The sequence below is a fragment of the Aestuariibaculum lutulentum genome, assembly GCF_032926325.1.
Taxonomy (GTDB): Bacteria; Bacteroidota; Bacteroidia; order Flavobacteriales; family Flavobacteriaceae; genus Aestuariibaculum; species Aestuariibaculum lutulentum.
On sequence record NZ_CP136709.1, the window covers coordinates 1521455 to 1542429 of the forward strand.

A 20975-nucleotide genomic window follows, 5' to 3' on the forward strand; every position below is an offset into this window, starting at 1 on the left:
TATAGTTAGTGTTTTACTAAAGTAGTTAAAATCTTTAAAACCTGTAAACGATTTATTTCAAAAATACACGTTTTACACGTTGAGATACAGAGGTTAACAATTCGTAGGAAATGGTATTTGCTGTTTCGGCAAAATCCTCAGCTGTGGTTACCGCATCAAATACAATAGCCTCGTCTCCTTCTTTACAGTCAATACCGGTAATGTTAACCATAATCATATCCATACAGACGTTGCCTACAATATGTGCTTTTTGACCATTAATAACCACGTAGCCTTTACCGTTGCCGTATTGCCTGCCAATACCATCGGCATGACCTAAAGGTAAGGTGGCGGTTCTAACAGGGGTTTCACTGGTGAAGGCACGGTTATAGCCTACCGATTCACCTGGTTCAATATTGTGAATTTGAGAAATAACCGTTTTTAAGGCTCCTATCGGTTTAAAGTTTTTGTTTTCTTTTTCAGAATTGCCGTAGCCATAAAGTCCGATGCCGCTTCTTACCATATCGAAATGGGCTTCCGGATAATTTAAAATTCCTGAAGTATTACAGATATGCATCATAGGTTTAAAACCAATAGCTTCCGATAAGGTTTCTGCGATATGTTTGAAAAGATTAATTTGATTTAAAGTAAATTCACGTTCGTTTAAATCTTCGCTGGCAGCCAAATGCGAAAAGATAGATTTCAAATGAATAACAGAAGTTGAATTTAGAGTTTCGGCTAAATAGCTTACCTGATGTTCTGCAAACCCTAAACGGTTTAATCCGGTATTAAACTTAACATGCACAGGATAGTTTTTATAGTTTAAACTTGATGCTACTTCTATAAATTCCTTTAAAATTTTAGGACTATATAAGTTAGGTTCCAGTTGGTGTTCCACTAAAGTTGTAAAGCTTACGGTTTGCGGGTGAAGCACTAAAATAGGCTTGGTAATGCCGGCTTCTCTTAGTTGTACACCTTCGTTGGTATAGGCAACGGCAAAGTAATCGACATTTAACTCTTCTAAATAATTGGCAATTTCGCAGGCATCGCTACCATAAGCAAAGGCTTTAACTACAGCTAAGAATTTTGTTTCCTTAGGTATTCTTGACTTTAAATGATTTAAGTTGTGTTTTAGCGCTTTTAAATCGACTTCTAAGATGGTCTCTTCCGCTTTAGGCATTGTTATCGGTATCTTTGGGTTTTGGAGTAAGTTGTTCAGCATCGTTTACCTTAATGTTTCTCACTTTATCGCGCATAGTCGCTTTAAAATAAGCAGCACGGCTTAAAGGCTCGTATTCGTCGGTTTCTCCTAAAAGTACTAAGCTGTCGTTAGCAGATTTTCTATAGCTATATTGGGCTAAATTACCTGTTCTGGTGCATACGGCATGTACTTTAGTTACATATTCGGCAGTAGCCATAAGGTTAGGCATAGGACCAAACGGATTACCTTTAAAGTCCATATCCAGACCAGCGACAATAACACGAACCCCTTTATTGGCTAAATCGTTACAAATGCGTACAATTTCATCATCAAAAAACTGGGCTTCATCAATGCCTACAACATCGCATCCATCGGCAAGAATAGGAATATTAGCAGCTGCAGGAACCGGAGTCGATCGAATTTCGTTATCGTCATGCGACACCACCATTTCATCATTATATCGGGTATCGATAGCCGGTTTAAAAATTTCAACTTTTTGTCTTGCAAACTGGGCACGCTTTAACCGGCGAATCAATTCTTCGGTTTTACCGGAAAACATTGATCCACAGATGACTTCAATCCATCCAAATTGTTCTTTATGATTTACTGTATTTTCAAGAAACATTTTGTAAATTTAACACTAAAATAAAGCGATTATATGTTTGTATAAAGGTGAACTAAATTTATTAAAAATCAAAAACCTTAAAGACATTAATTTTAAAAATATAGCTATGAAGAAGAAACTAGAATCTGAGTTAGTCAGTATTGCACATAGAATTCTTAAACTCAAGGGTAGAGAAGATGTTGTTAAAATGCATACCGAAGCGACACTTCTTCTGGAAAAGCTTTCGGTATTAAAGTTTGCCTACGAAAATTATGACGGTGAGTTGCCTGCGATTTCTGATGAAGAAAACTTTTTTGGTATGATTGATTCAGCTTTTAATGATAAGATTAGTGATAACCGTGAAATAGATGACAGGTTATTTATTAACCTTGACGAAAAGGAGGATGATGGTATTATGGAGCCTGCCATTGAAAAAATAAAAAATATGGTAGCTTTTATGCCGGATATTGATCTGGACTCGAAACCAACTTTAGAGGATATTTTACCGAAAACGCAGTATCATAAAAACGATTTGGAAGATCTTACTGCAGATTATAAAAATATGCCTATTTTCGACCCCGTTCCGAAAGAGCAGAACGGCCATTCAAACGAAAAAAAATCCTTAAACGATAAACTGAAAAATGGCGGATTAGCCATTGGTTTAAATGATAAACTGGCTTTTATCAAGCATCTCTTTGAAGGGAATGGCGCTGATTATGATCGTGTAATTTCTCAAATTAATACTATTGGTTCTTTTGTTGAAGCCAAAGAATTTATACAAACTATGGTTAAACCGGACCATCAGGGTTGGGCAAATAAAGAGGAGTACGAGACGCGATTTATGGAGATTATTGAAGGTAAATTTAATTAATGAGTAAACTTTACATAGTACCAACACCCATTGGGAATTTAAAAGATATGACCTTTAGAGCTATTGAAGTTTTAAAGGATGTCGATTTAATATTGGCCGAAGATACCCGAACTTCGGGGAAGCTTTTAAAGCACTTCGAAATTTCAACCCACATGCAATCGCATCATATGCATAATGAGCATAAAACGGTTGAAACGATTATTGAAAAATTAAAAAGTGGAACAACGGTTGCCTTAATTAGTGATGCCGGAACTCCGGCCATTTCCGATCCCGGATTTTTATTAACCCGCGCTTGTATAGAACACGGAATCGACGTGGATTGTTTGCCAGGAGCAACCGCCTTTGTGCCTGCTTTGGTGAATTCTGGAATGCCGAATGATAAGTTTGTGTTTGAAGGATTTTTGCCTGTAAAGAAGGGACGTCAGACACGATTTTTATTGCTTGCCGAAGAAACCCGAACTATGATTTTTTACGAAAGTCCGCATAAACTGGTTAAAACCTTAGGGCATTTTTGTGAGTATTTTGGTGAAGACAGACAGGTTTCAGTTTCACGTGAGCTTACTAAATTATATGAAGAAACAGTTCGTGGAACCGCCAAAGAGGTTTTAGAACATTATACCAACAAACCTCCAAAAGGAGAAATTGTGGTTGTAGTTGCTGGAAAAGGAAAATAATTGAAATTAGAATAAAGAGAAATGACATTAGAAACATTTAAAGCAAAATTACTAAGTACACCTGAAGCCGTAGAATTTAATGATACAATGGTAGCTGTTGAAGCTAATTTTGAATTTACGCCAACCGCTTTTAAAAACGGAGAATTACAAAATGAAGCCGGACAAAATTCAGGCTCTTGTAAATTATTTGCTTTCGCAAAACATCAAAATTTTACAAAAGAAGAAACTTTAGCTTGCTTTGGTAAATTTTATTTTGATGAGGTATTAAACGATCCAGAAGGTACAGGACACCAAAATATTAGAAACTTTATGAAAACCGGTTTTGAAGGCTTAATTTTTGAAGGCGAGCCTTTAGCAGCTAAATAAAGGTTTTAAAATTTTATATATTTAAAACGCTTTAGTGTCTAAGTGATACTAAAGCGTTTTTGTTTTAAATGTAAATAGAAGAAAATAGTAGATGAGATTAATAATTTTAATTATAGTTCTTCTGTGTTTTAGCAATAGAACGGTAGGACAAGTCGAAGATTTAGAGACTGATAGTTTATTATTTTGGCGGTCTGAAAGAAAATTGATTTGGGACGACTTTAAGGGCGAGGTTGATGATGAAAATTATATTAGTGCAGGAGCTATAATTAAAGCAGGGATAACTGCTGTCCTTGAATATTGGAATGGAGATATTCCTGTATTTCGAATTAATTCCTATATGAAAAAGTTTGATTCTTGGAATAAAATTTCTGACTCTTTATCTCTAGTACATGAACAAGGGCATTTTGATATTTACGAGATTTATGCTAGAAAAATACGTAAAGCATATGATAGTTTAAATAAGCAAAAAGTAAGTGATATAAAAGTTTATGAATCTATTTGTAGGAAATATATGAATAAGTCTAGTGAAATTAATAATTTATATGAAGAATCTAATTTTAGTAAAAGAGTTCAGGTAGAATGGTTAGAAAGAATTTCTAAAGAACTTGAAGAACTCAAAAATTATGAATATGGATCTAATAACTAATATATTAAAATCCTCTTAGTGATATTTTTTTAATGCAAGACCTGTTACAAAACATAAAACAATGCAAGATTTGTAAAGATGTTTTAACCTTAGGGCCAAGACCGGTTATGGTAGCATACCCGGAGTCTAAAATTGTTATTGTAGGTCAGGCACCGGGAACCAAAGTACATGCGTCGGGTATTCCGTGGGATGATGCCAGTGGTAAGCAATTGCGTAGTTGGTTAGGTGTAACTCCCGAACAGTTTTATAATCCTGAAAATTTTGCCATTATTCCTATGGGGTTTTGTTATCCCGGCAAAGGAAAAACAGGCGATTTGCCGCCAAGACCAGAATGCGCACCAAAATGGCATCAACCTGTATTAGACAGTTTAAAACAAGTTGAGTTAGTGCTTCTAATCGGCATATATTCTCAGAATTATTATCTGAAAAATGAAGCTAAGAAAACACTAACTGAAACCGTGAGAAACTACAACGAATACTTTCCAAAATATTTACCCTTACCGCATCCATCACCTCGTAATCGTTTTTGGCTTACCAAAAATCCATGGTTTGAATTAGATGTCTTACCAGAACTAAAAGCAAGAGTTCAGGCTATTCTATAAATCAAAATTGTAGGATTTTATATTCTGTTGGAAATGTGGTTTATGAGCTTTAATTTATTATTTTTAGATTTCAATTAAAGCCCATTTCTTTATGAATCTTCAACTTAAAGCTTTCGATTTAAAATTAAAGCACACATTTACAATTTCGAGAGAATCTCATGATATACAACCCAGTTTAATTGTTAAGTTAAGTTCTAAGGGATTTACAGGTTATGGAGAGGCAACGTCGAATCCATATTACGGAATAACCATTGATAAACTGATAAAAGATATTACTGATGTAAAACCATTTATAGAATCTTTAGATGGTGTTTCTCCTGAAGAATTCTGGCAAAGTATTTATAGTAAATTAAAACATAATATGTTTGCTATCTGTGCTCTAGACATGGCTTACAATGATTTATATGCCAGATTGCAGGGTAAAATGCTTTATGAACTTTGGGATTATGATATTAGTAATAATCCGTTAACCAATTATACTATTGGTATCGATACCGTTGATAAAATGGTGGCTAAAATGCAGGAGATGCCATGGCCCATTTATAAAATTAAATTAGGGACAAAAGACGATATTAAAATAGTTGAAGCATTACGAAAAAACACAAATGCTGTTTTTAGGGTTGATGCCAATTGTGGTTGGCAGGTTGAAGAAACGTTGAAAAACGCTAAAGCATTGAAGCAATTGGGTGTTGAATTTATAGAACAACCTTTACCTGCAAAGGACTGGGATGCTCATAAAGAAGTGTACTCTAAATCCGTGTTGCCTATTATTGCAGATGAAAGCTGTCAGGTTGAAGCTGATGTTTTAAAATGTCATAATCATTTTCATGGGGTTAATGTGAAGTTAGTTAAGTGTGGTGGTTTAACTTCAGCAAAACGTATGCTTTTAGAAGCGAGAAGTCTGGGTATGAAAACTATGGTAGGATGTATGACGGAGTCTTCTGTAGGTATTTCAGCTATAGCGCATTTATTACCGCTTCTGGATTTTGTAGATATGGATGGCGCTTTACTGCTTTCTGAAGATATTGCCGAAGGGGTAACTATTACTGATGGCGTGGTAACTTACAGCGATTTGAATGGAATAGGTGTAAAACTGATTTAGTTTATATGATTATAGATTGTTTTCCCGATAGGCTTATTTCTCAGAATAATGAAACATTTCTATATTTTGGCGGTACGTCTTATTTAGGCATGGCTACATTACCTGCTTTTCAGGAACAGTTATTTAATAGCATTAAACAGTGGGGAACCAGTTATGGTAGTTCTCGTAATGCTAATGTTAAATTGGCTGTATACGATGAATTTGAAACTTTGTTTTCAAAATTTATTGGAGCTGAAAGTGCCTTAACGGTATCTTCTGGTATGTTGGCAGGCAGACTCGTAGTTGAGTATTTTAAGAAGAATAAATGTTCGTTTTTTCATTACCCCAATAGTCATCCGGCTATTTTAGATTCTAGTAGTCAGTCTGTTTTTGAAAATAGGTTTTTACATCCAGATTTAACCAATGCTATTAAAGAAGATGTGATTATTGTTTTAGATGCTGTGTTATCTTCCGAAGTTTATCCAACATCATTTAGTTTTTTAGAACACATATCGGAAGCTAAGCAAATCACTTTAATTATCGATGAGTCTCATAGTTTGGGTATTGTAGGGCCATCGGGAGAAGGTGTTTTTAATACTGTTGAATATAAAAATATTCACAGAAAAATTATGGTGTCTTCGTTAGGTAAAGCTTTGGGATTATCTGGTGGTATAATAGTTTCTGATACTGATTTTATTGAAATACTGAAACAGGAAAATCTATTTATTTCATCATCTGCTGCAAATCCTGCGTATTTGGACGCATTTTTAAAATCTAAAGAATTATACAGTCAGCAAATGCAGAAGCTCAAGGATAATTTAAAATTCTTTTTTTCAGAATTGCAGTTGTCCTCTAAATTTAAATATGATGTAAATTATCCGGTTATTTATTGTAATGATGAATCTGTTTACAAGCTTTTGTATGATAACGGTATTCTAATAGCGAATTTTAAGTACCCCAATTATGAAGGACTAATGAGTCGAATTGTTATTACGGCCAATCATACTCGCGAGGATTTGTTGAGGTTGAAGCAAGTTTTAAAGAGAGTAACTTAATCTGAATTAAATTATGAGTTAATCAAATAATGTAACTCATCTTGTTTTGTTATTTTTGATATTTACAAGTAACAAAAAATATTTCATAAACGATGACAAATCATATTACAACAACCTGGTTAGGAGACATGAAGTTTGAAAGTACTAATCCTTCAGGACACAATTTATTTATTGATGCAGGCGAAGAAAGTGGAGGAAAAGGTGAAGGCTATCGCCCGAAAGCTTTAATGTTATCTGGTTTGGCAGGTTGCTCGGGTTTAGATGTAGCGGCTTTAATTAAAAAGATGAAACTTGATGTTGCCGACTTTAAAATTGAAATTGATGCGAATTTAACTGAAGAGCACCCAAAATTTTATGATAAAGTAGCGATGAATTTTCACTTTTTTGGAGATAATTTAGATGAGAAAAAACTACAAAGAGCAGTAGACTTATCGGTTGAAAAATATTGCGGGGTTATGGAAATGTTCCGCCAATTTGCCGATGTACAGGTAAACACGTTTTTTAACAGTTAAAATTATCTACCATTGAATACTTTTAAAATCTTATTCTGTCTTGTTCTTATTAGTTTTTTAGGACAAGCACAGGAGAAAGCTCACGTCATTTCGCATCAGGGAGAAACTATAGTTACCGACCCGTCTAAAGGGAGTAATAGTTATAAACGTACAGCAGTTTTTCCAAAGGCTTCAGAAAATATCCGAAGCATTATTTTAAATTTAAAATTCGAATGTCCTGATAAAATGCGTTGTGCCGACTGGGATTATGTAGATCATATTAAAGCGCGTCAAAAAAGCGATACTACCGTTTACGAAATTGCACGTATGTTAACACCTTACGGAGGGTTTTTTCAAAAAGACTGGGGGTTTGAGTGGCATGTAGATGTGACCGATTTCAGTTTGATTTTAAGAGATGAGGTTGAGATTGATTATATACATACGGGTTATGAAAACAATAAAACCCGTGGCTGGAAAGTCACTGTGGATTTTGAAATTACCTATGGTACACCAGTGGCTAATCCGTTGGCGATTCATAAAGTATACGATGGAAATTTTAAATATGGATACAAAGACGATCCAATTGAAAACCATTTGGTGCCAGTAACATTTAAAGCGCATGATAAAACCGCATTTTCTAAAATAAAGATCCTTCAAACAGGGCATGGTATGGATGCAAATGGTTGTGGTGAGTTTTGTAGCAAGTACAGAGATATTGAGTTTAATGGCGAGGTTATAGATCATAAAGATTTATGGATGGAATGTGGTGATAATCCTTTATTTCCGCAGGCAGGAACGTGGATTTTTGATCGCGCCAACTGGTGTCCAGGGTATTTACTGCAACCTGATGAAGTGATGCTACATACAGAGGCAGGAAAACCATATAACCTTGATATTAATATGGAAGCTTACGAAACTGAAAAGCCAAGTGCGAACGAGTTGCTATCAGCTGTTGTTGTTGAATATGAAGCTCCAAATGCCAAAAATGATGTGACGCTTTTAGATATTATTCAGCCCTCTAAAAAGTTGATTCATAGTCGGAAAAATCCGTTTGGTGGTTTGCCGGTTATTCAGGTGAAAAATAATGGTAGTAATCCGTTAAAGAAAATGACGATTCAGTATTTTATTGCAGGTGAAAAACCTCAGAAATTCAATTGGACGGGTCATATTAATTTTGGAGATGAAGCCGCAATAACATTACCAACAGAAGTATTTAGTAAACAAAAGCATGGGAAATTTCATGTGGTTATATCTAAACCTAACGGAAAATCAGACGGATTTAAGGCAGATAACACATTAGAGTCCGATTACGAACGCCCGGACATATTTCCTGATACCGTCGTGGTTCGTTATAAAACAAATAACAAACCTTGGCAAAACACATACAGTATTCAAAATAGTTTCGGAGAGGTGGTTTTTGCAAAAGATAGTGTGAATATGAAGCAAAGTACAGTATATCAAGATACCATTGCTTTAAAACAAGGGAATTATAATTTTAAGTTCAGCGATTCAGAAGGCGATGGATTAGAATTCTGGTATAAAGCAAAAGACGGTCGTGGCGAAATAAAATTACTTGATGCTCAAGGCAAAGCCATAAAACAATTTGGTTCAGATTTTGGTAGCGCTATTAATTATTATTTTTCGGTACAACCCGATATGTCTTACGAGTTGGATGATGCGCCTTCTGTAGGTGTTTTTCCGGCACGAACTCAAGGCCCGATTACATTAGATTATTTTTGCAATATTCCTTCGGAAGTAAAGGTGCTTATTGTTGATCAGGAAAATGAAACAGATGTGGTTGAAAATCATTTATATAAGAGTTTCAGTAAAGGATCGTTGACTTACGATTTATCGTATTTACCGGCTAAGCGTTATTATATTAAGGTGTTTATGAACGACAAGGAAGTTTATAAAAACAGAATACGATTAAAAGAATAAAAGAAATAGATTTGGTGAACTATTAAAACCAAAGCCAGAAGATTAAAATAAGGACTTTTAACAGCCCCCTTCAGCTTTACGTTTCTTTTTCTTTTCAACTGTAATCACTTTTTTAGGCACATTTGCATTTGGTGGAACTATGGTATTAGAGCTGTCTAAATGCTTTTTTGAATCCATGATAAACCCATTAATATCGTAAGGAAGGTTTTCTATTTTGGATTCTTTGGTGATGAGTTTGTTTTGGGAATAACTGAGTTCTACAGGAAGGATTTTAAGATTATCGAAGCCTAATTGATATAAGATAAGAAAAGGAATGTTAGCTTCTTCGGGTGTGCTTCCGTAAAGCGCCGTTGTTGTATTCGATTTTTTTAAATCCAGCAGTAGTTTTAGCGAGGCTTCACTCATAATATCTACAGAAGGCATGTTTATGGCATTTTCTAAATGGCCTTTGTTGTATTCAAAAGAGTTTCTAATGTCTATAAATGCCACATCTTCATTTTCAATAAGCGAATAGGGAAGGCAATAATCTGTTGAGGTGATTTTTTCCAAAGTGCTTTTGGTGTTGAAAGCATAGGTGTTTTTTGGGCGTTTGTAGGTTAAAAAACCTATCAGCACAGCCAAAATAAATAACGTGGCAGCAATGGATATTTGTTTGGTTTTCTCTAATTCTTTCATAGTGTTAGGTTAATTATAGATTTAACAGCCGCCTTCAGCTTTACGTTTCTTTTTCTTTTCTACAGTAACTACTTTTTTAGGTGTTTCCGGTGTTGTTGGTAAGTCATTTCCAAAATTCTGGTCTGGATATGCTACGCCATAATACATGCTGGCTGCTTTTCTTGTAGAATACAATTTAAATTCAGTTTCGGGCATGGCCTCATTTGGTTTTGTGGGATTGATTATGGTGGTATACCAGGTGTTGAGGCCTCCCTTTAAAACATGCAGGTTTTTAAACCCTAAGCGATCGCATAACATCCAAGCCTGATCGGCTAGAAACGTGTTGTTAGAATAGAATACCACGTCAAACTGGTCTTGGTTGAGGTATGTTAAAGAATCTTCATCCAACAATTTTGAAAGCGGAATATTAATGGCATTGGGTAGGCTATAATTGTTATAGCTTTCTTCGTCTCTTACGTCTACCAAAATAAACGAAGGATCCTGGCTAATAATTTTATGTGAAATATCATCGGTCGAAATATAACGTTCCGGGCTGATGGCATGACTTAACAATTGTTTAGAGCGAATGCCTTCCTGTTTTTCATATTTTGGAAGCAATAGGAGTCCACCTGCTAAAATAATCAGTATGGCACCCAGAATTAGATATCTGTTTGAAAGAAATTTCATGGTTTTCTTCTGGTTTATATTGTATTTGTTTTTTTAGTAAAACACACTTTTAATTTTTTTTCGGACCAAGTCGGCAATGCCAAAGGCCAGGACAGCAATAATGGTAAAAATAAAAATAACCCAATATGGATTCCAGCCAAAGGAGTCTATCAGAGTAATGTTGCCAAAGTTATAACCATCGTATATAGGTTCAAAAAGATTGAAGAGTTCCGAAAATATAAAAACACCCACCATAATACCAAATACATATATCCAGGCATCTAATTTGCCTATGGCTACGGCACACAAACTGGTGCCGGGACAAAATCCTCCAGTAACAAAACCGGCACCCATAATAATGCCGCCTATGATAGCTCCCCATAAGTAGGTGGGGTGCACATAAAGTTTAGAGATGTCCAGATATCCTAAATAATCCATATAGTAAATGCCGATTACGGATACCGCTGCTGCCGTAAAAAATACTTTAAGTACAGCAAAGTCGTAACCGTAAAACACGCCTGCTAATTTTCTTGACGATGAAAAGCCCGAAGCTTCTAAGACAAAGCCAAAGGCGATTCCAATGAATATGGCTATAATGCTATCCCATTCTAAAGGGATGTAACCACCAGGAATTAAAGGTCCCATAATTTTTTCTTTTTAATGTTATATCCAGTTCTTTCTAAAAAAATAAGCAAAAGCATAGGCAGATCCAAAAATGGAAAGCATAGTAAGGAAGCCTCCTGTAGACAACACCGCCATGCCACTTAAAGCGGCACCACTGGTACAGCCTCTTGCAATCTGAGCTCCCAATCCAAATAAGATACCTCCTATTAGCGCAAATATTAAACGACGTTTAGCCGTAATTTTAGGAGAGTGTTGAACGCGCCATTTGATGCGTCCGCTGATACTTCCCGAAATAAAGGCTCCTATTAAAATACCCAAGGCTTCATACACTAGCCAGGTGTTCATAGGTGATTTATCATCTGTTATAAACTGACTGTAATAACTGTTGCTTTCGGCATGTTTTGGAGCTACATTTTCAACCACGGTAACCACGCTGCTTTTTATGGCACCACTGGCTCCCAGTCCTCTACCGGTAAGATAAAATGTGAAAATAATGATGATGCCTAGTAGGAATCCTCCAAAATACGGGTTCCAGTATTGGTGTGGGCTTGTTTTATATTTTGTATTCATAGTAAATAATTTAGTAAAGGTATCGTGTAAGTTGTCCTGCTTCTACCATAATAAATCTAAAAAGAAGTCCGCCAATTATAACTAAGGCAGCCGGCACGGCAACAGGGACTTTAAAGCCTAATAATTCAATAACTTCTAAAATAGCGGGTACGAGTAAGCCCAAAAGTATAACGAAGCCAAAAAACATGAGGGTGAATTCACCGCCTACTAAAAGATCCATCGCTTCCAGTTGCACTTGAGAACCTGCATAATAACCCATAATCATGTGAATGATTAAAGCTATTTCTACTATAATAAGACCTAAATCTATTTTACTGAACAGATGACGTTCTTCTCTATTTCTAGACAACAAAATTATGGCTGCCGCTCCGGTTGATAGTCCCGAGGTTAGGAATAGAGGTCCTAAAATGGCATTGTTCCATAAAGGTCGGGCATTGAATGCCGATAATAAAATACCAGTATAGACGCCTAAAATTATGGATAGTGGAATCAGGGCGTATGCCATATAGGTTCTGTTGGTAATAAGGAATTTTTCAAATTTTTCCAGAAACTTAAATTTTTTAAAGAGTTTGAGTTTCGATTCCCATTTAGGGAAAGTGCTTCTGTAGAAGCTGAACAACCATAAAAAGGAAAGTGGGGTGGTAATGAGTAGTACCCAGGCTCCCCAAGACATTGGAGATTCTATCCTAAAGGTGGTATATAATTGCCAGGTGAATAAAGGATGTGTTAAATCGTAAACCAATGCCAATAGACCAACGGATAGGGCTATTGGAGGTATTACAGCCGCTTTTTTTAGAGCGGGATATTGTTTTTCTTTACCCATGAGGTAGAATAATGCTGCAAAAAATAAGATGCCTGCAGCAAGTCCGCCGAGAAATAGGTATAAGGAGATGGGCCAATGCCAAATTTGTAATGAAGGATCAATGTTTGGAATGTTTCGGCCGCTTGTAAATAATTCTTCTTGCATGGTACTTTAGCTTTAAATGAGATAAAACACGTGGGGATCGGTCCCTGCCTCTGGCGATAGGGTTTTATATTTTCTGTTTTTCAACAATTGAGAAATTTCGCTGTTCGGGTCGTCTAAATCACCAAAATACATGCATTTTGTTGGACACACAGATACGCAGGCAGGTAATTGTCCTTTTTCCAGTCGGTGGTGGCAAAAGGTGCATTTGTCTACGTAACCGTCAGGGTGTTGGTATCGTGCATCGTAAGGACAGGATTCTATACAGGCACCACAGCCTATACATTGGTCGGCAGTCACTAATACAATACCACCTTCAATAACATGACTGGCTCCCGTTGGACAGCATCTTACACATGGCGGATTGGCACAATGGTTGCAGCGTTCCGAACGCAATTCCAGTTCCAGATTAGGGTAGGAGCCGCTAACAGCTTCAGTTACCCAATCTCTGCAATAGCCATGAGGCACATTGTTTTCTGTTTGGCATGCCACGACACAATCACTGCAGCCAACACATTTTAAGGTGTCTATCACCATTGCATATCTCATACCTTTGTGTTTTTATGTGGATCTTCGGTTAAAATAGAAACAAAGTTGCCTCTTAATCCGGTGCCACCCATTAGTGGATCTACGACAATCTTGGAAATAAGTTCTGCGTCACTCGCACCTTTCCCAAAGGCGCGGGTCAATTTTTTATTGTTATGGCCAAAGCCATGGTACATATATACAGAATCCCAACGGATACGCTCTGTAACTCTTACTTTAATGGGGAATGCAGACAGAATACCATCCTGATTTTTAAGCCAAACGGGCTGGTCTTTTTTAAGGTCTAATATTCGGGCTACCTTAGGGTTTACCCAAAGAGTATTTTCACTTTTTAAATCGCTTAAATAAGGATTGTTAATGGTTCTGCTGAACGTGTGCATGGGAGATCTTCCGTAATTCAATCTGTAAAATCCTTGTGGAGGTTGTGGATGGTGCGTGTAGACAGGCATAGGATCAAATCCTAAATCGGCCAATTGTTGCGAATAGAATTCTATTTTTCCACTTGGGGTGCCGAATTCATAATCTTGTCCTTCTTCCAGGAATAATGGTCCAGAGGTTCTTTCGAAGTTCTTAACACCAATCTTTTTCATTTCATCCAAAGAAGTCCCCATTTTGTTGAGCTGCCATTCAATGACCTCCTCAAAATCGTTGTAATTGAAATAGTCGCCCAAACCAATGCGGTCACCAATTTGTTTGCTTATCCACCAGGCAGGTTTCGAATTGTATTTGGGTTTTACAGCAGGAATACGAACCGCAATTGATGGATGTCTGTTGGTTGCAGAACGGATACCGTCATAACGTTCTAAATAGGTACATTCAGGTAGTACCACATCCGCATAGCCTGTGATTTCCATTGGCATGGTATCTACCACGACCAAAAATTCAAGAGCGTTAATTGCCTCAAGAGTTTGTTCTCGCTGAGGTAGTGTGTTGATTAAATTGGTGCCGGCAATCATCCATGCTTTTATAGGGTATGGATTATCTTCATTAGGAATAGTCGCCTTGACTACTTCCGAAGTATTGCCCATTTCAGCAAATGGATATTGCTCACCTATTTCATGCCAGCCCCATTTCGGCTCAGGATATGCTGGATGCGGATATTTTGGAATACTGATTTTTTCTTTAAAATAGAAACCGCCTCGGTTACCCCAAGAGCCTAAAAGTCCATTAAGAATGGCAATGGCTCGTTCGCGTTGCGAGTCATCTCCATACCAGGTAACATGACGTCCTGGGTGAATGATAGTAGCCGGGGCTGCTGCAGCCATTAGGCGCGCCGTTTCCCTTATGCTTTCCGGTTTTATGGTGGTGATACCGTAGGCCCATTCTGGTGTAAATGGTTTTACGTGTGCTTTTAGTTCATCGAAGCCAATGGCATATTTTTCAACGTATTTTTTATTGTAAAGTTCTTCTTCTATCAATACATGCATCCAGGATAAAAGTAAGGCAATGTCGGTAGCTGGTTTGATTGGTAACCAATGAGAAGATTTACTGGCTGCTGTAGAAAATCTCGGGTCTACAGTAATAATGGTAGCGCCATTATCTATGGCATCAGACATTTCCTGAACCTGTGTATTGTGCATATTCTCTCCAATGTGGGAACCAATAAGCACTAGACATTTGGTGTCTCTAATATCGGTAGGTTCAGGGGAGCCTACCCAAGAGCCAAAGGTTAGTCCGAAGCCTGTTTCCCTTGGGCCTCTACACTGCGCGTAGGCAGGTTCGGCAATAGTATCGGAGCCATAGGCTTTAAAGAGGTGTTCTAAATGACTTCCAGGAGAACCGTGTTTTAAAAGAGCGAACGACTCGGGTCCATATTTCTGTTTTATTTCAGTGAATTTTTCAGCAATCAGGTCTAAGGCTTCTTCCCAACTGGCTTCCCTATAGGTTTCTTCGCCGTTTATGGTTGTTCTTATTAATGGGGTTTTCAGTCGATCTTCGTCACTGTACATACCAAGACCTCCAGTACCTCTTGGACAGAGTCTTCCGTTGCAGTGTGGGTCGTCATCATTCCCTATCACTTTTTTAATATCTCCCTCTTCGTCTGTATAGGCCCATGCGGCACATTTCCAAAAGCATACCTCACAATAGGTAGCGGTTCTGGAAAGTTTTTTGGCAAGGTTCTTTTTTGCTGCAGCATCCAACAGAGGATTGGAGGCTAATAAATTGACAGCTGAAGCGGAAAGTGTTATTCCCCCTACCCCTAAAGCTGAAATTTTTATAAATTTTCGTCTGGAAGTCACCATAGTTATATGGATTGGTTCTTAAAATTAAGAATTTTTTTCAATGTTTGAGCGTACTAAAAGTATAATAAAATCAGGTACTTGGGAGTAACATTTGTTACAATAGAAACATTTTTTTAATGATGTTCAGGAATAAATTTATTGTAAATTTGATTATGTACTTACTATGAAAGAAAAGACTTATTTTCGATGGATTTTGATTGTGGCCGTATTGCTATTTGGCTTGCTTTATGTCGTAAGGCATGCAGATGCTTTTCGGTCTCATGAATTTATTGATGTACAATATGAAGGTAAGGCCGTATCCGAAGGAGAATCTTGCCTGCAGTGTCATCAGCAAACCAAAGGGTTTTCAGAATACCATAATCCGGAACTAATTGGTTGTGCCAATTGCCATCTAGGGAATACAGCTGATTTTAACAAAGCGGGAGCACATAAGGGTATGGTTTTGATACCCGGAAACTTGATAGATGCCCAAAGAACCTGCGGAACATGTCATATCAACGAATTACATAATGTAGAGCACTCCCTAATGACGACCAATAGTGGTTTGGTGGCGGTCGATAAATTTGTGTTTGGAGAATCCGATAGTTTGAATGCCCATTACCATATTAAAGATTTGCAGTATTCTGCCGCCGATAAACATTTACGGGATTTATGTGCCAATTGCCATTTGGGCGCTCAAAAAACCGATTATGGCCCTATTACCCAATTAAGTCGTGGAGGAGGGTGTAATGCCTGTCATTTAAATTATTCACAACAGGCCAAAGCCGATCTTAACACCTATATAGCTTCTAACAAAATAAAGTTGCCAAAAGTACACCCTTCCAGTGATGTGTTTATGGATGATACCCATTGTTTTGGATGTCACAGCCGATCTAGTAGAATTTCTACCAATTATATAGGGCTTCAGGAAACTTTACTGGATGAATCTGATTTGCTTCACACCCAAGGACATGTAGTTCTTGAAGATAAAAGGGTTTATAAGAAGTTACAGGAAGATGTGCACCATACCAAGGGCTTATTGTGTATAGATTGTCATTCCTCGCATGAGGTGATGGGAGATGGAAAGACCTATGCACATGCCGAAGATGCCGTAACTCTGCAATGCAGCGATTGCCATTTCAAATCTAAACCTCGTACGGTTCCTTTTAATTCCATTGATAGAGAAAGCCGATTGGTTTATTTGCACAGGGGATATGAGCATTCCGACAAAGAAATATTAATAACAGAAAAAGATGGACACCCTTTAATAAATACCTATATAGATTCTTTGGGGAATGCCTTTTTAATAGGAAAAAAGGACCAGAAATTACATCCTTTAGCACCGCAATCGGAGGTTTGTTCTCGCGATAATGCTCATAAAAATGTGAGTTGTAGTGCTTGTCATTCCTCGTGGACACCACGCTGTATTGGTTGTCATAATAAGTTTGATGGCAATGAGGCACAGGCTTTTGATTTGTTGGATAAGAAGCTTGTTAAAGGTCAATGGAAGGAATATGTGGCTGAGTTTTCTGCATCATTACCTGCATTGGGTGTGAGGGAACACGAGGAAGGAAACATTATTGAACCGGCAATTCCCGGGATGGTCATGACCATAGACAAAGGAAGTTATAGCGGGCATCCGGATACCTATGTATCTTTTCATAGGCTTTTTGCGCCAAATGCAACACATACCACCGCAAAAGCGGTACGCGACTGTAAATCATGCCATGCCAACCCTTATACTCTAGGCTATGGCAATGGAAACTTGGTTTATTATATAAATCAAGGAAAAGGAGAATGGGTGTTTACCCCAGAATATGCCTTGAATCCGCATGATGGTTTACCTGAAGATGCCTGGGTGCCTTTTATGAAGCAAGGCAACGGGCAAGCTTCAACATCTACACGAACCAATTTCAGACCTTTTAATGTTAAAGAGCAACAGCGTTTGTTGTTTGTTGGTGCCTGTTTACAGTGTCATAACGACACTTCCAAAGTTATGCAACAAACTCTAGAAGAGGGGTTGCAGGCCAGTTTAAAGCGATTGAGTAAGGCTTGTATTTTACCTGAGTAATATTTTGTGATTTTCATGAAGTTAGCCTCTTTTAAAATTCAAGCTGTTGATTTAAATTAGAAAAAAATTGTGGTGTTATGGAAATGTTTCGCAGTTTTGTAAGTGTAAATGTGTAAACATTTACGGATGGATTATACAGACTTCAGACTATGCGGTGGACAATTAAACCAAAGCCAGAAAACAATAAATTAGCTGTTTTAAAAACAGCACTTCAAGTTGATGATATTACTGCTACGTTGTTATTACAGCGTGGCATTGAAACGTTTGATGAAGCGAAGGCTTTTTTCCGCCCCGATTTAAACGATTTACATAATCCGTATCTTATGAAAGATATGGATAAAGCCGTTGCCCGAATCGAACAGGCCTTTGCTAATAACGAAAATATTCTGGTTTATGGCGATTATGATGTTGATGGAACAACCTCGGTAGCCTTGATGAGTTTGTATCTAAAAACCCGAAGCGAGCAGGTTGCGACTTATATTCCAGATCGCTATGATGAAGGTTACGGCGTTTCATTTAAAGGTATCGATTTTGCCAGCGATAACGATTTTACACTAATTGTAGCTTTAGACTGTGGTATTAAAGCGATTGATAAAGTTGAATATGCTAAAGAAAAAGGCATCGATTTTATTATTTGTGATCATCATAGACCGGGCGATACCATTCCGGAAGCTGCCGCTGTATTAGATCCTAAGCGTGTAGATTGCGAATATCCGTATAAAGAATTATGTGGCTGTGGTGTTGGTTTTAAACTCATTCAGGCTTTAGCTGATAGAGATGGGAAAACCCTTGAGGATTTAGTTGGATATTTAGATTTGGTTGCCACAGCGATTGGTGCCGATATTGTACCGATAACGGGCGAAAACAGGATTTTGGCTTTTTATGGATTGAAAGTGATTAATGCTTTTCCAAGACCCGGAATTAAAGCGCTTATCGATCAGGTAAATAAGAAAAATGAACTAACGATTACTGATGTCGTTTTTACAGTTGCACCACGAATTAATGCTGCCGGACGCATGAAACACGGTAATTATGCCGTGACTTTATTAGCTGAAGAAAATGAAGCTTTGGCTACCAAATATGCTGAGGAAATAAATGCCTATAATGAAGATCGTCGTGAAACTGATAGACGAATTACAGAAGAGGCCTTAGAACAGATTAAAGACAATAAAGAGGAGGACCGAATCACCTCGGTGGTATACCATGAAAGCTGGCATAAAGGCGTTATTGGTATTGTAGCCTCACGTTTAACAGAAACCTATTATCGGCCAACTTTGGTGTTTACTAAAAGCGGTGATAAGTTAGCGGCATCGGCGCGCTCGGTGGTGGGGTTCGATGTGTACAATGCTTTAGAGGCATGCAGCGAACATATTGAACAGTTTGGTGGCCATAAATATGCAGCGGGTTTAACCCTTAAAGAAGAAAATTATGAAGCCTTTAAACAGGCTTTTGAAGATGAGGTTACTAAAACCATAGACAGAAGTCTGTTGGTTCCTGAAATTAAAATTGATGCTCAAATTAATTTAAACGATATCACCCCTAAATTCTACCGAATATTAAAGCAGTTTGCACCATTTGGTCCAAGTAATATGACGCCTGTTTTTATGACAGCAAATTTAATGGATACCGGTTGGGGAAAACGCGTTGGAGCAGACCAAACGCATTTGCGTGTTACCGTAAAACAATCCGATTCTAATCCTATTGTGGGTATTGGTTTTGGTTTAGGTGAAAAAATGGATATTATCTCCAGTCAGGCGCCCTTTGACGCCGTGTATTCCATTGATGAAAACGAATGGCAAGGCAATGTATCTTTACAACTTAAATTAAGAGATATCAAGTAAATCATGACTAAAAAAGACCCATACGCGGCGCTACGTTACCGGGAGTTTAATATATTTTTATTACTTCGGTTTGTGTTGGTTTTTGGTTGGACGATGCAATTTATTGTTATCGAATGGCAGGTGTATAGCTTAACCAAAGATCCGCTATCGTTGGGCGTTATTGGGTTAATGGAAATTATTCCGGCGTTTACCATGGCCTTGTTTGCAGGTCATATTGTAGACCAGAATGAAAAACGAAATTTGTTAGCCAAATGTATTTCTGCATTTTCATTAATTAGCTTGGGTTTGTTTTTATTAACCTGGCCAAAAGTGGTAGACGGCTGGTCTACTAAAACCATTTTGTATAGCATTTATGCGTTGGTGTTTTTTGGTGGTTTTTTGCGATCGTTTTTCGGACCAACGATTTTTTCCTTAGTTGCGTTATTAGTGCCTAAAAAAGTTTATCCTAACGCTGCAACCTGGAACAGTTCTACCTGGCAAATGGCAGCGGTTTTGGGGCCTGCTTTTGGTGGGTTTGCGATTAGCTGGATTGGTGTGCATTGGTCGCTTTGTATCATTTTCGGATTGATTATTTTATCGCTAATCATCTTACTTCAAATTAAACCGAAACCTATTTTAAACCCTAAAATTGGAGAACCTGTGGTTGAAAGTTTAAAGGAAGGTGTTCGTTTTGTATTTAAAACCAAAGCCATTTTGGGCGCTTTAACTTTAGATATGGTTGCGGTATTGTTTGGTGGTGCGATTGCCTTATTACCGGTTTTTGCACAAGATATTTTAAAAGTGGGGAGTGAAGGTTTTGGCGTGCTTCGTGCTGCTCCGGCCATTGGTGCTTTTTTAACCATGCTGGTAACGGCCTATATTCCTATTAGTAAGAATGCCGGAATGAAATTGTTAGGAGCTATTTTTGGTTTCGGACTTTGTATTATCGTTTTCGGATTGTCATCCATATTTTGGGTGTCGGTAGTAGCCTTATTTTTTAGCGGAGTAACCGATGGGGTTTCCATGGTAATTCGTCAAACCATTTTGCAAATTAAAACACCTGATAATATGCGCGGACGCGTATCATCGGTAAACTCGATGTTTGTTGGATCTTCAAACGAATTAGGGGCTTTTGAGAGTGGTTTAACCGCCAGACTTATGGGGACGGTAACAGCAGTTGTTTTTGGCGGAACTATGACGTTAATTACTGTAATTTCTACAGCTTTAGTTTCTCCATCTTTTAGAAAACTTGACTTAACCAAAGATCTGGAAGAACATGCTGCTTCTTAAATCAAGCTACACCATGATAATTATTGAGAGGACTTATTTT

The 20975-nt window shown here is 37.5% G+C and carries 21 protein-coding genes; 12 read left to right on the top strand and 9 right to left on the bottom strand.

Going from position 1 to position 20975, the window contains the following annotated elements:
• Positions 1-52 precede the first annotated feature (52 nt).
• On the bottom strand, positions 53-1159 hold the full coding sequence (gene alr / locus R1X58_RS06530; RefSeq protein ID WP_240572548.1) for an alanine racemase: 1107 nt from the start codon (positions 1157-1159) through the stop codon (positions 53-55).
• Positions 1152-1805, bottom strand: coding sequence for a thymidine kinase (locus tag R1X58_RS06535; RefSeq protein ID WP_240572549.1), 654 nt, complete (start codon positions 1803-1805; stop codon positions 1152-1154). The genes alr and R1X58_RS06535 overlap by 8 nt, the downstream gene beginning before the upstream one ends.
• A 106-nt stretch (positions 1806-1911) precedes the next feature.
• Between R1X58_RS06535 and R1X58_RS06540 the strand changes: the two genes are divergently transcribed.
• The 9 genes from R1X58_RS06540 to R1X58_RS06580 all read left to right on the top strand — a co-directional run bounded on the left by R1X58_RS06540 (position 1912) and on the right by R1X58_RS06580 (position 9508).
• On the top strand, positions 1912-2655 hold the full coding sequence (locus tag R1X58_RS06540; protein WP_240572550.1) for a hypothetical protein: 744 nt from the start codon (positions 1912-1914) through the stop codon (positions 2653-2655).
• Positions 2655-3329, top strand: coding sequence for a 16S rRNA (cytidine(1402)-2'-O)-methyltransferase (gene rsmI, locus R1X58_RS06545; RefSeq protein ID WP_240572551.1), 675 nt, complete (start codon positions 2655-2657; stop codon positions 3327-3329). The genes R1X58_RS06540 and rsmI overlap by 1 nt, the downstream gene beginning before the upstream one ends.
• A gap of 21 nt (positions 3330-3350) precedes the next feature.
• Positions 3351-3695, top strand: coding sequence for a HopJ type III effector protein (locus R1X58_RS06550; protein WP_240572552.1), 345 nt, complete (start codon positions 3351-3353; stop codon positions 3693-3695).
• A 91-nt stretch (positions 3696-3786) separates the two neighbouring features.
• Positions 3787-4341, top strand: coding sequence for a hypothetical protein (locus R1X58_RS06555; protein ID WP_240572553.1), 555 nt, complete (start codon positions 3787-3789; stop codon positions 4339-4341).
• A gap of 32 nt (positions 4342-4373) precedes the next feature.
• The gene (locus tag R1X58_RS06560) at positions 4374-4943 is read left to right on the top strand and encodes a uracil-DNA glycosylase family protein (protein ID WP_240572554.1); all 570 of its coding nucleotides are present in this window, start codon (positions 4374-4376) and stop codon (positions 4941-4943) included.
• 91 nt (positions 4944-5034) lie between these two features.
• A complete protein-coding gene (locus R1X58_RS06565) occupies positions 5035-6045 on the top strand; it encodes a dipeptide epimerase (RefSeq protein ID WP_240572555.1) in 1011 nt (336 codons plus the stop codon).
• Between the two features lie 5 nt (positions 6046-6050).
• A complete protein-coding gene (locus R1X58_RS06570) occupies positions 6051-7079 on the top strand; it encodes an aminotransferase class I/II-fold pyridoxal phosphate-dependent enzyme (RefSeq protein WP_240572556.1) in 1029 nt (342 codons plus the stop codon).
• Between the two features lie 92 nt (positions 7080-7171).
• The gene (locus R1X58_RS06575) at positions 7172-7591 is read left to right on the top strand and encodes an OsmC family protein (protein ID WP_240572557.1); all 420 of its coding nucleotides are present in this window, start codon (positions 7172-7174) and stop codon (positions 7589-7591) included.
• 12 nt (positions 7592-7603) lie between these two features.
• Positions 7604-9508: a peptide-N-glycosidase F-related protein gene (locus tag R1X58_RS06580; protein ID WP_240572558.1), complete on the top strand. Its 1905-nt coding sequence runs from the start codon at positions 7604-7606 to the stop codon at positions 9506-9508.
• Positions 9509-9565: 57 nt separating this feature from the next.
• Here the strand turns inward: R1X58_RS06580 and R1X58_RS06585 are convergent, their stop codons facing one another.
• The 7 genes from R1X58_RS06585 to R1X58_RS06615 are packed head-to-tail and all read right to left on the bottom strand — an operon-like array spanning position 9566 to position 15775.
• Positions 9566-10183 carry a rhodanese-like domain-containing protein gene (locus R1X58_RS06585; RefSeq protein WP_240572559.1) on the bottom strand — a complete coding sequence of 206 codons (618 nt, stop codon included), beginning with the start codon at positions 10181-10183 and terminating at the stop codon, positions 9566-9568.
• A gap of 21 nt (positions 10184-10204) precedes the next feature.
• A complete protein-coding gene (locus R1X58_RS06590) occupies positions 10205-10849 on the bottom strand; it encodes a rhodanese-like domain-containing protein (protein WP_240572560.1) in 645 nt (214 codons plus the stop codon).
• A gap of 33 nt (positions 10850-10882) precedes the next feature.
• Positions 10883-11473 (bottom strand): YeeE/YedE thiosulfate transporter family protein, encoded by a 591-nt coding sequence (locus tag R1X58_RS06595; protein ID WP_240572561.1) that lies wholly within the window; start codon positions 11471-11473, stop codon positions 10883-10885.
• Positions 11474-11491: 18 nt separating this feature from the next.
• Positions 11492-12022: a YeeE/YedE thiosulfate transporter family protein gene (locus tag R1X58_RS06600; protein ID WP_240572562.1), complete on the bottom strand. Its 531-nt coding sequence runs from the start codon at positions 12020-12022 to the stop codon at positions 11492-11494.
• Positions 12023-12032: 10 nt separating this feature from the next.
• Positions 12033-12989 (bottom strand): NrfD/PsrC family molybdoenzyme membrane anchor subunit, encoded by a 957-nt coding sequence (nrfD, locus tag R1X58_RS06605; protein ID WP_240572563.1) that lies wholly within the window; start codon positions 12987-12989, stop codon positions 12033-12035.
• Between the two features lie 12 nt (positions 12990-13001).
• A complete protein-coding gene (locus R1X58_RS06610) occupies positions 13002-13535 on the bottom strand; it encodes a 4Fe-4S dicluster domain-containing protein (protein WP_240572564.1) in 534 nt (177 codons plus the stop codon).
• The gene (locus R1X58_RS06615) at positions 13532-15775 is read right to left on the bottom strand and encodes a molybdopterin-containing oxidoreductase family protein (RefSeq protein ID WP_240572565.1); all 2244 of its coding nucleotides are present in this window, start codon (positions 15773-15775) and stop codon (positions 13532-13534) included. Before R1X58_RS06615 ends, R1X58_RS06610 begins: the two co-directional genes overlap by 4 nt.
• 163 nt (positions 15776-15938) lie before the next feature.
• Between R1X58_RS06615 and R1X58_RS06620 the strand changes: the two genes are divergently transcribed.
• The 3 genes from R1X58_RS06620 to R1X58_RS06630 all read left to right on the top strand — a co-directional run bounded on the left by R1X58_RS06620 (position 15939) and on the right by R1X58_RS06630 (position 20935).
• Positions 15939-17825: a hypothetical protein gene (locus R1X58_RS06620; protein WP_240572566.1), complete on the top strand. Its 1887-nt coding sequence runs from the start codon at positions 15939-15941 to the stop codon at positions 17823-17825.
• Between the two features lie 149 nt (positions 17826-17974).
• Complete coding sequence (recJ, locus tag R1X58_RS06625) at positions 17975-19666, top strand: single-stranded-DNA-specific exonuclease RecJ (RefSeq protein WP_240572567.1); 1692 nt, start codon at positions 17975-17977, stop codon at positions 19664-19666.
• 3 nt (positions 19667-19669) lie between these two features.
• Positions 19670-20935: an MFS transporter gene (locus R1X58_RS06630; RefSeq protein ID WP_240572568.1), complete on the top strand. Its 1266-nt coding sequence runs from the start codon at positions 19670-19672 to the stop codon at positions 20933-20935.
• The last annotated feature ends 40 nt before the right edge of the window (positions 20936-20975 follow it).

Bases quoted from the DNA above. Each gene is read 5' to 3' on its own strand.
- R1X58_RS06630 (WP_240572568.1), top strand. From the start codon at position 19,670: ATGACTAAAAAAGACCCATACGCGGCGCTACGTTACCGGGAGTTTAAT.
- R1X58_RS06615 (WP_240572565.1), bottom strand. From the start codon at position 15,775: ATGGTGACTTCCAGACGAAAATTTATAAAAATTTCAGCTTTAGGGGTA.
- R1X58_RS06595 (WP_240572561.1), bottom strand. From the start codon at position 11,473: ATGGGACCTTTAATTCCTGGTGGTTACATCCCTTTAGAATGGGATAGC.
- R1X58_RS06575 (WP_240572557.1), top strand. From the start codon at position 7,172: ATGACAAATCATATTACAACAACCTGGTTAGGAGACATGAAGTTTGAA.
- R1X58_RS06585 (WP_240572559.1), bottom strand. From the start codon at position 10,183: ATGAAAGAATTAGAGAAAACCAAACAAATATCCATTGCTGCCACGTTA.
- R1X58_RS06540 (WP_240572550.1), top strand. From the start codon at position 1,912: ATGAAGAAGAAACTAGAATCTGAGTTAGTCAGTATTGCACATAGAATT.
- R1X58_RS06570 (WP_240572556.1), top strand. From the start codon at position 6,051: ATGATTATAGATTGTTTTCCCGATAGGCTTATTTCTCAGAATAATGAA.
- R1X58_RS06565 (WP_240572555.1), top strand. From the start codon at position 5,035: ATGAATCTTCAACTTAAAGCTTTCGATTTAAAATTAAAGCACACATTT.
- R1X58_RS06600 (WP_240572562.1), bottom strand. From the start codon at position 12,022: ATGAATACAAAATATAAAACAAGCCCACACCAATACTGGAACCCGTAT.
- R1X58_RS06550 (WP_240572552.1), top strand. From the start codon at position 3,351: ATGACATTAGAAACATTTAAAGCAAAATTACTAAGTACACCTGAAGCC.
- R1X58_RS06620 (WP_240572566.1), top strand. From the start codon at position 15,939: ATGAAAGAAAAGACTTATTTTCGATGGATTTTGATTGTGGCCGTATTG.
- alr (WP_240572548.1), bottom strand. From the start codon at position 1,159: ATGCCTAAAGCGGAAGAGACCATCTTAGAAGTCGATTTAAAAGCGCTA.
- R1X58_RS06610 (WP_240572564.1), bottom strand. From the start codon at position 13,535: ATGAGATATGCAATGGTGATAGACACCTTAAAATGTGTTGGCTGCAGT.
- R1X58_RS06590 (WP_240572560.1), bottom strand. From the start codon at position 10,849: ATGAAATTTCTTTCAAACAGATATCTAATTCTGGGTGCCATACTGATT.
- R1X58_RS06535 (WP_240572549.1), bottom strand. From the start codon at position 1,805: ATGTTTCTTGAAAATACAGTAAATCATAAAGAACAATTTGGATGGATT.
- R1X58_RS06560 (WP_240572554.1), top strand. From the start codon at position 4,374: ATGCAAGACCTGTTACAAAACATAAAACAATGCAAGATTTGTAAAGAT.
- recJ (WP_240572567.1), top strand. From the start codon at position 17,975: ATGCGGTGGACAATTAAACCAAAGCCAGAAAACAATAAATTAGCTGTT.
- R1X58_RS06555 (WP_240572553.1), top strand. From the start codon at position 3,787: ATGAGATTAATAATTTTAATTATAGTTCTTCTGTGTTTTAGCAATAGA.
- rsmI (WP_240572551.1), top strand. From the start codon at position 2,655: ATGAGTAAACTTTACATAGTACCAACACCCATTGGGAATTTAAAAGAT.
- nrfD (WP_240572563.1), bottom strand. From the start codon at position 12,989: ATGCAAGAAGAATTATTTACAAGCGGCCGAAACATTCCAAACATTGAT.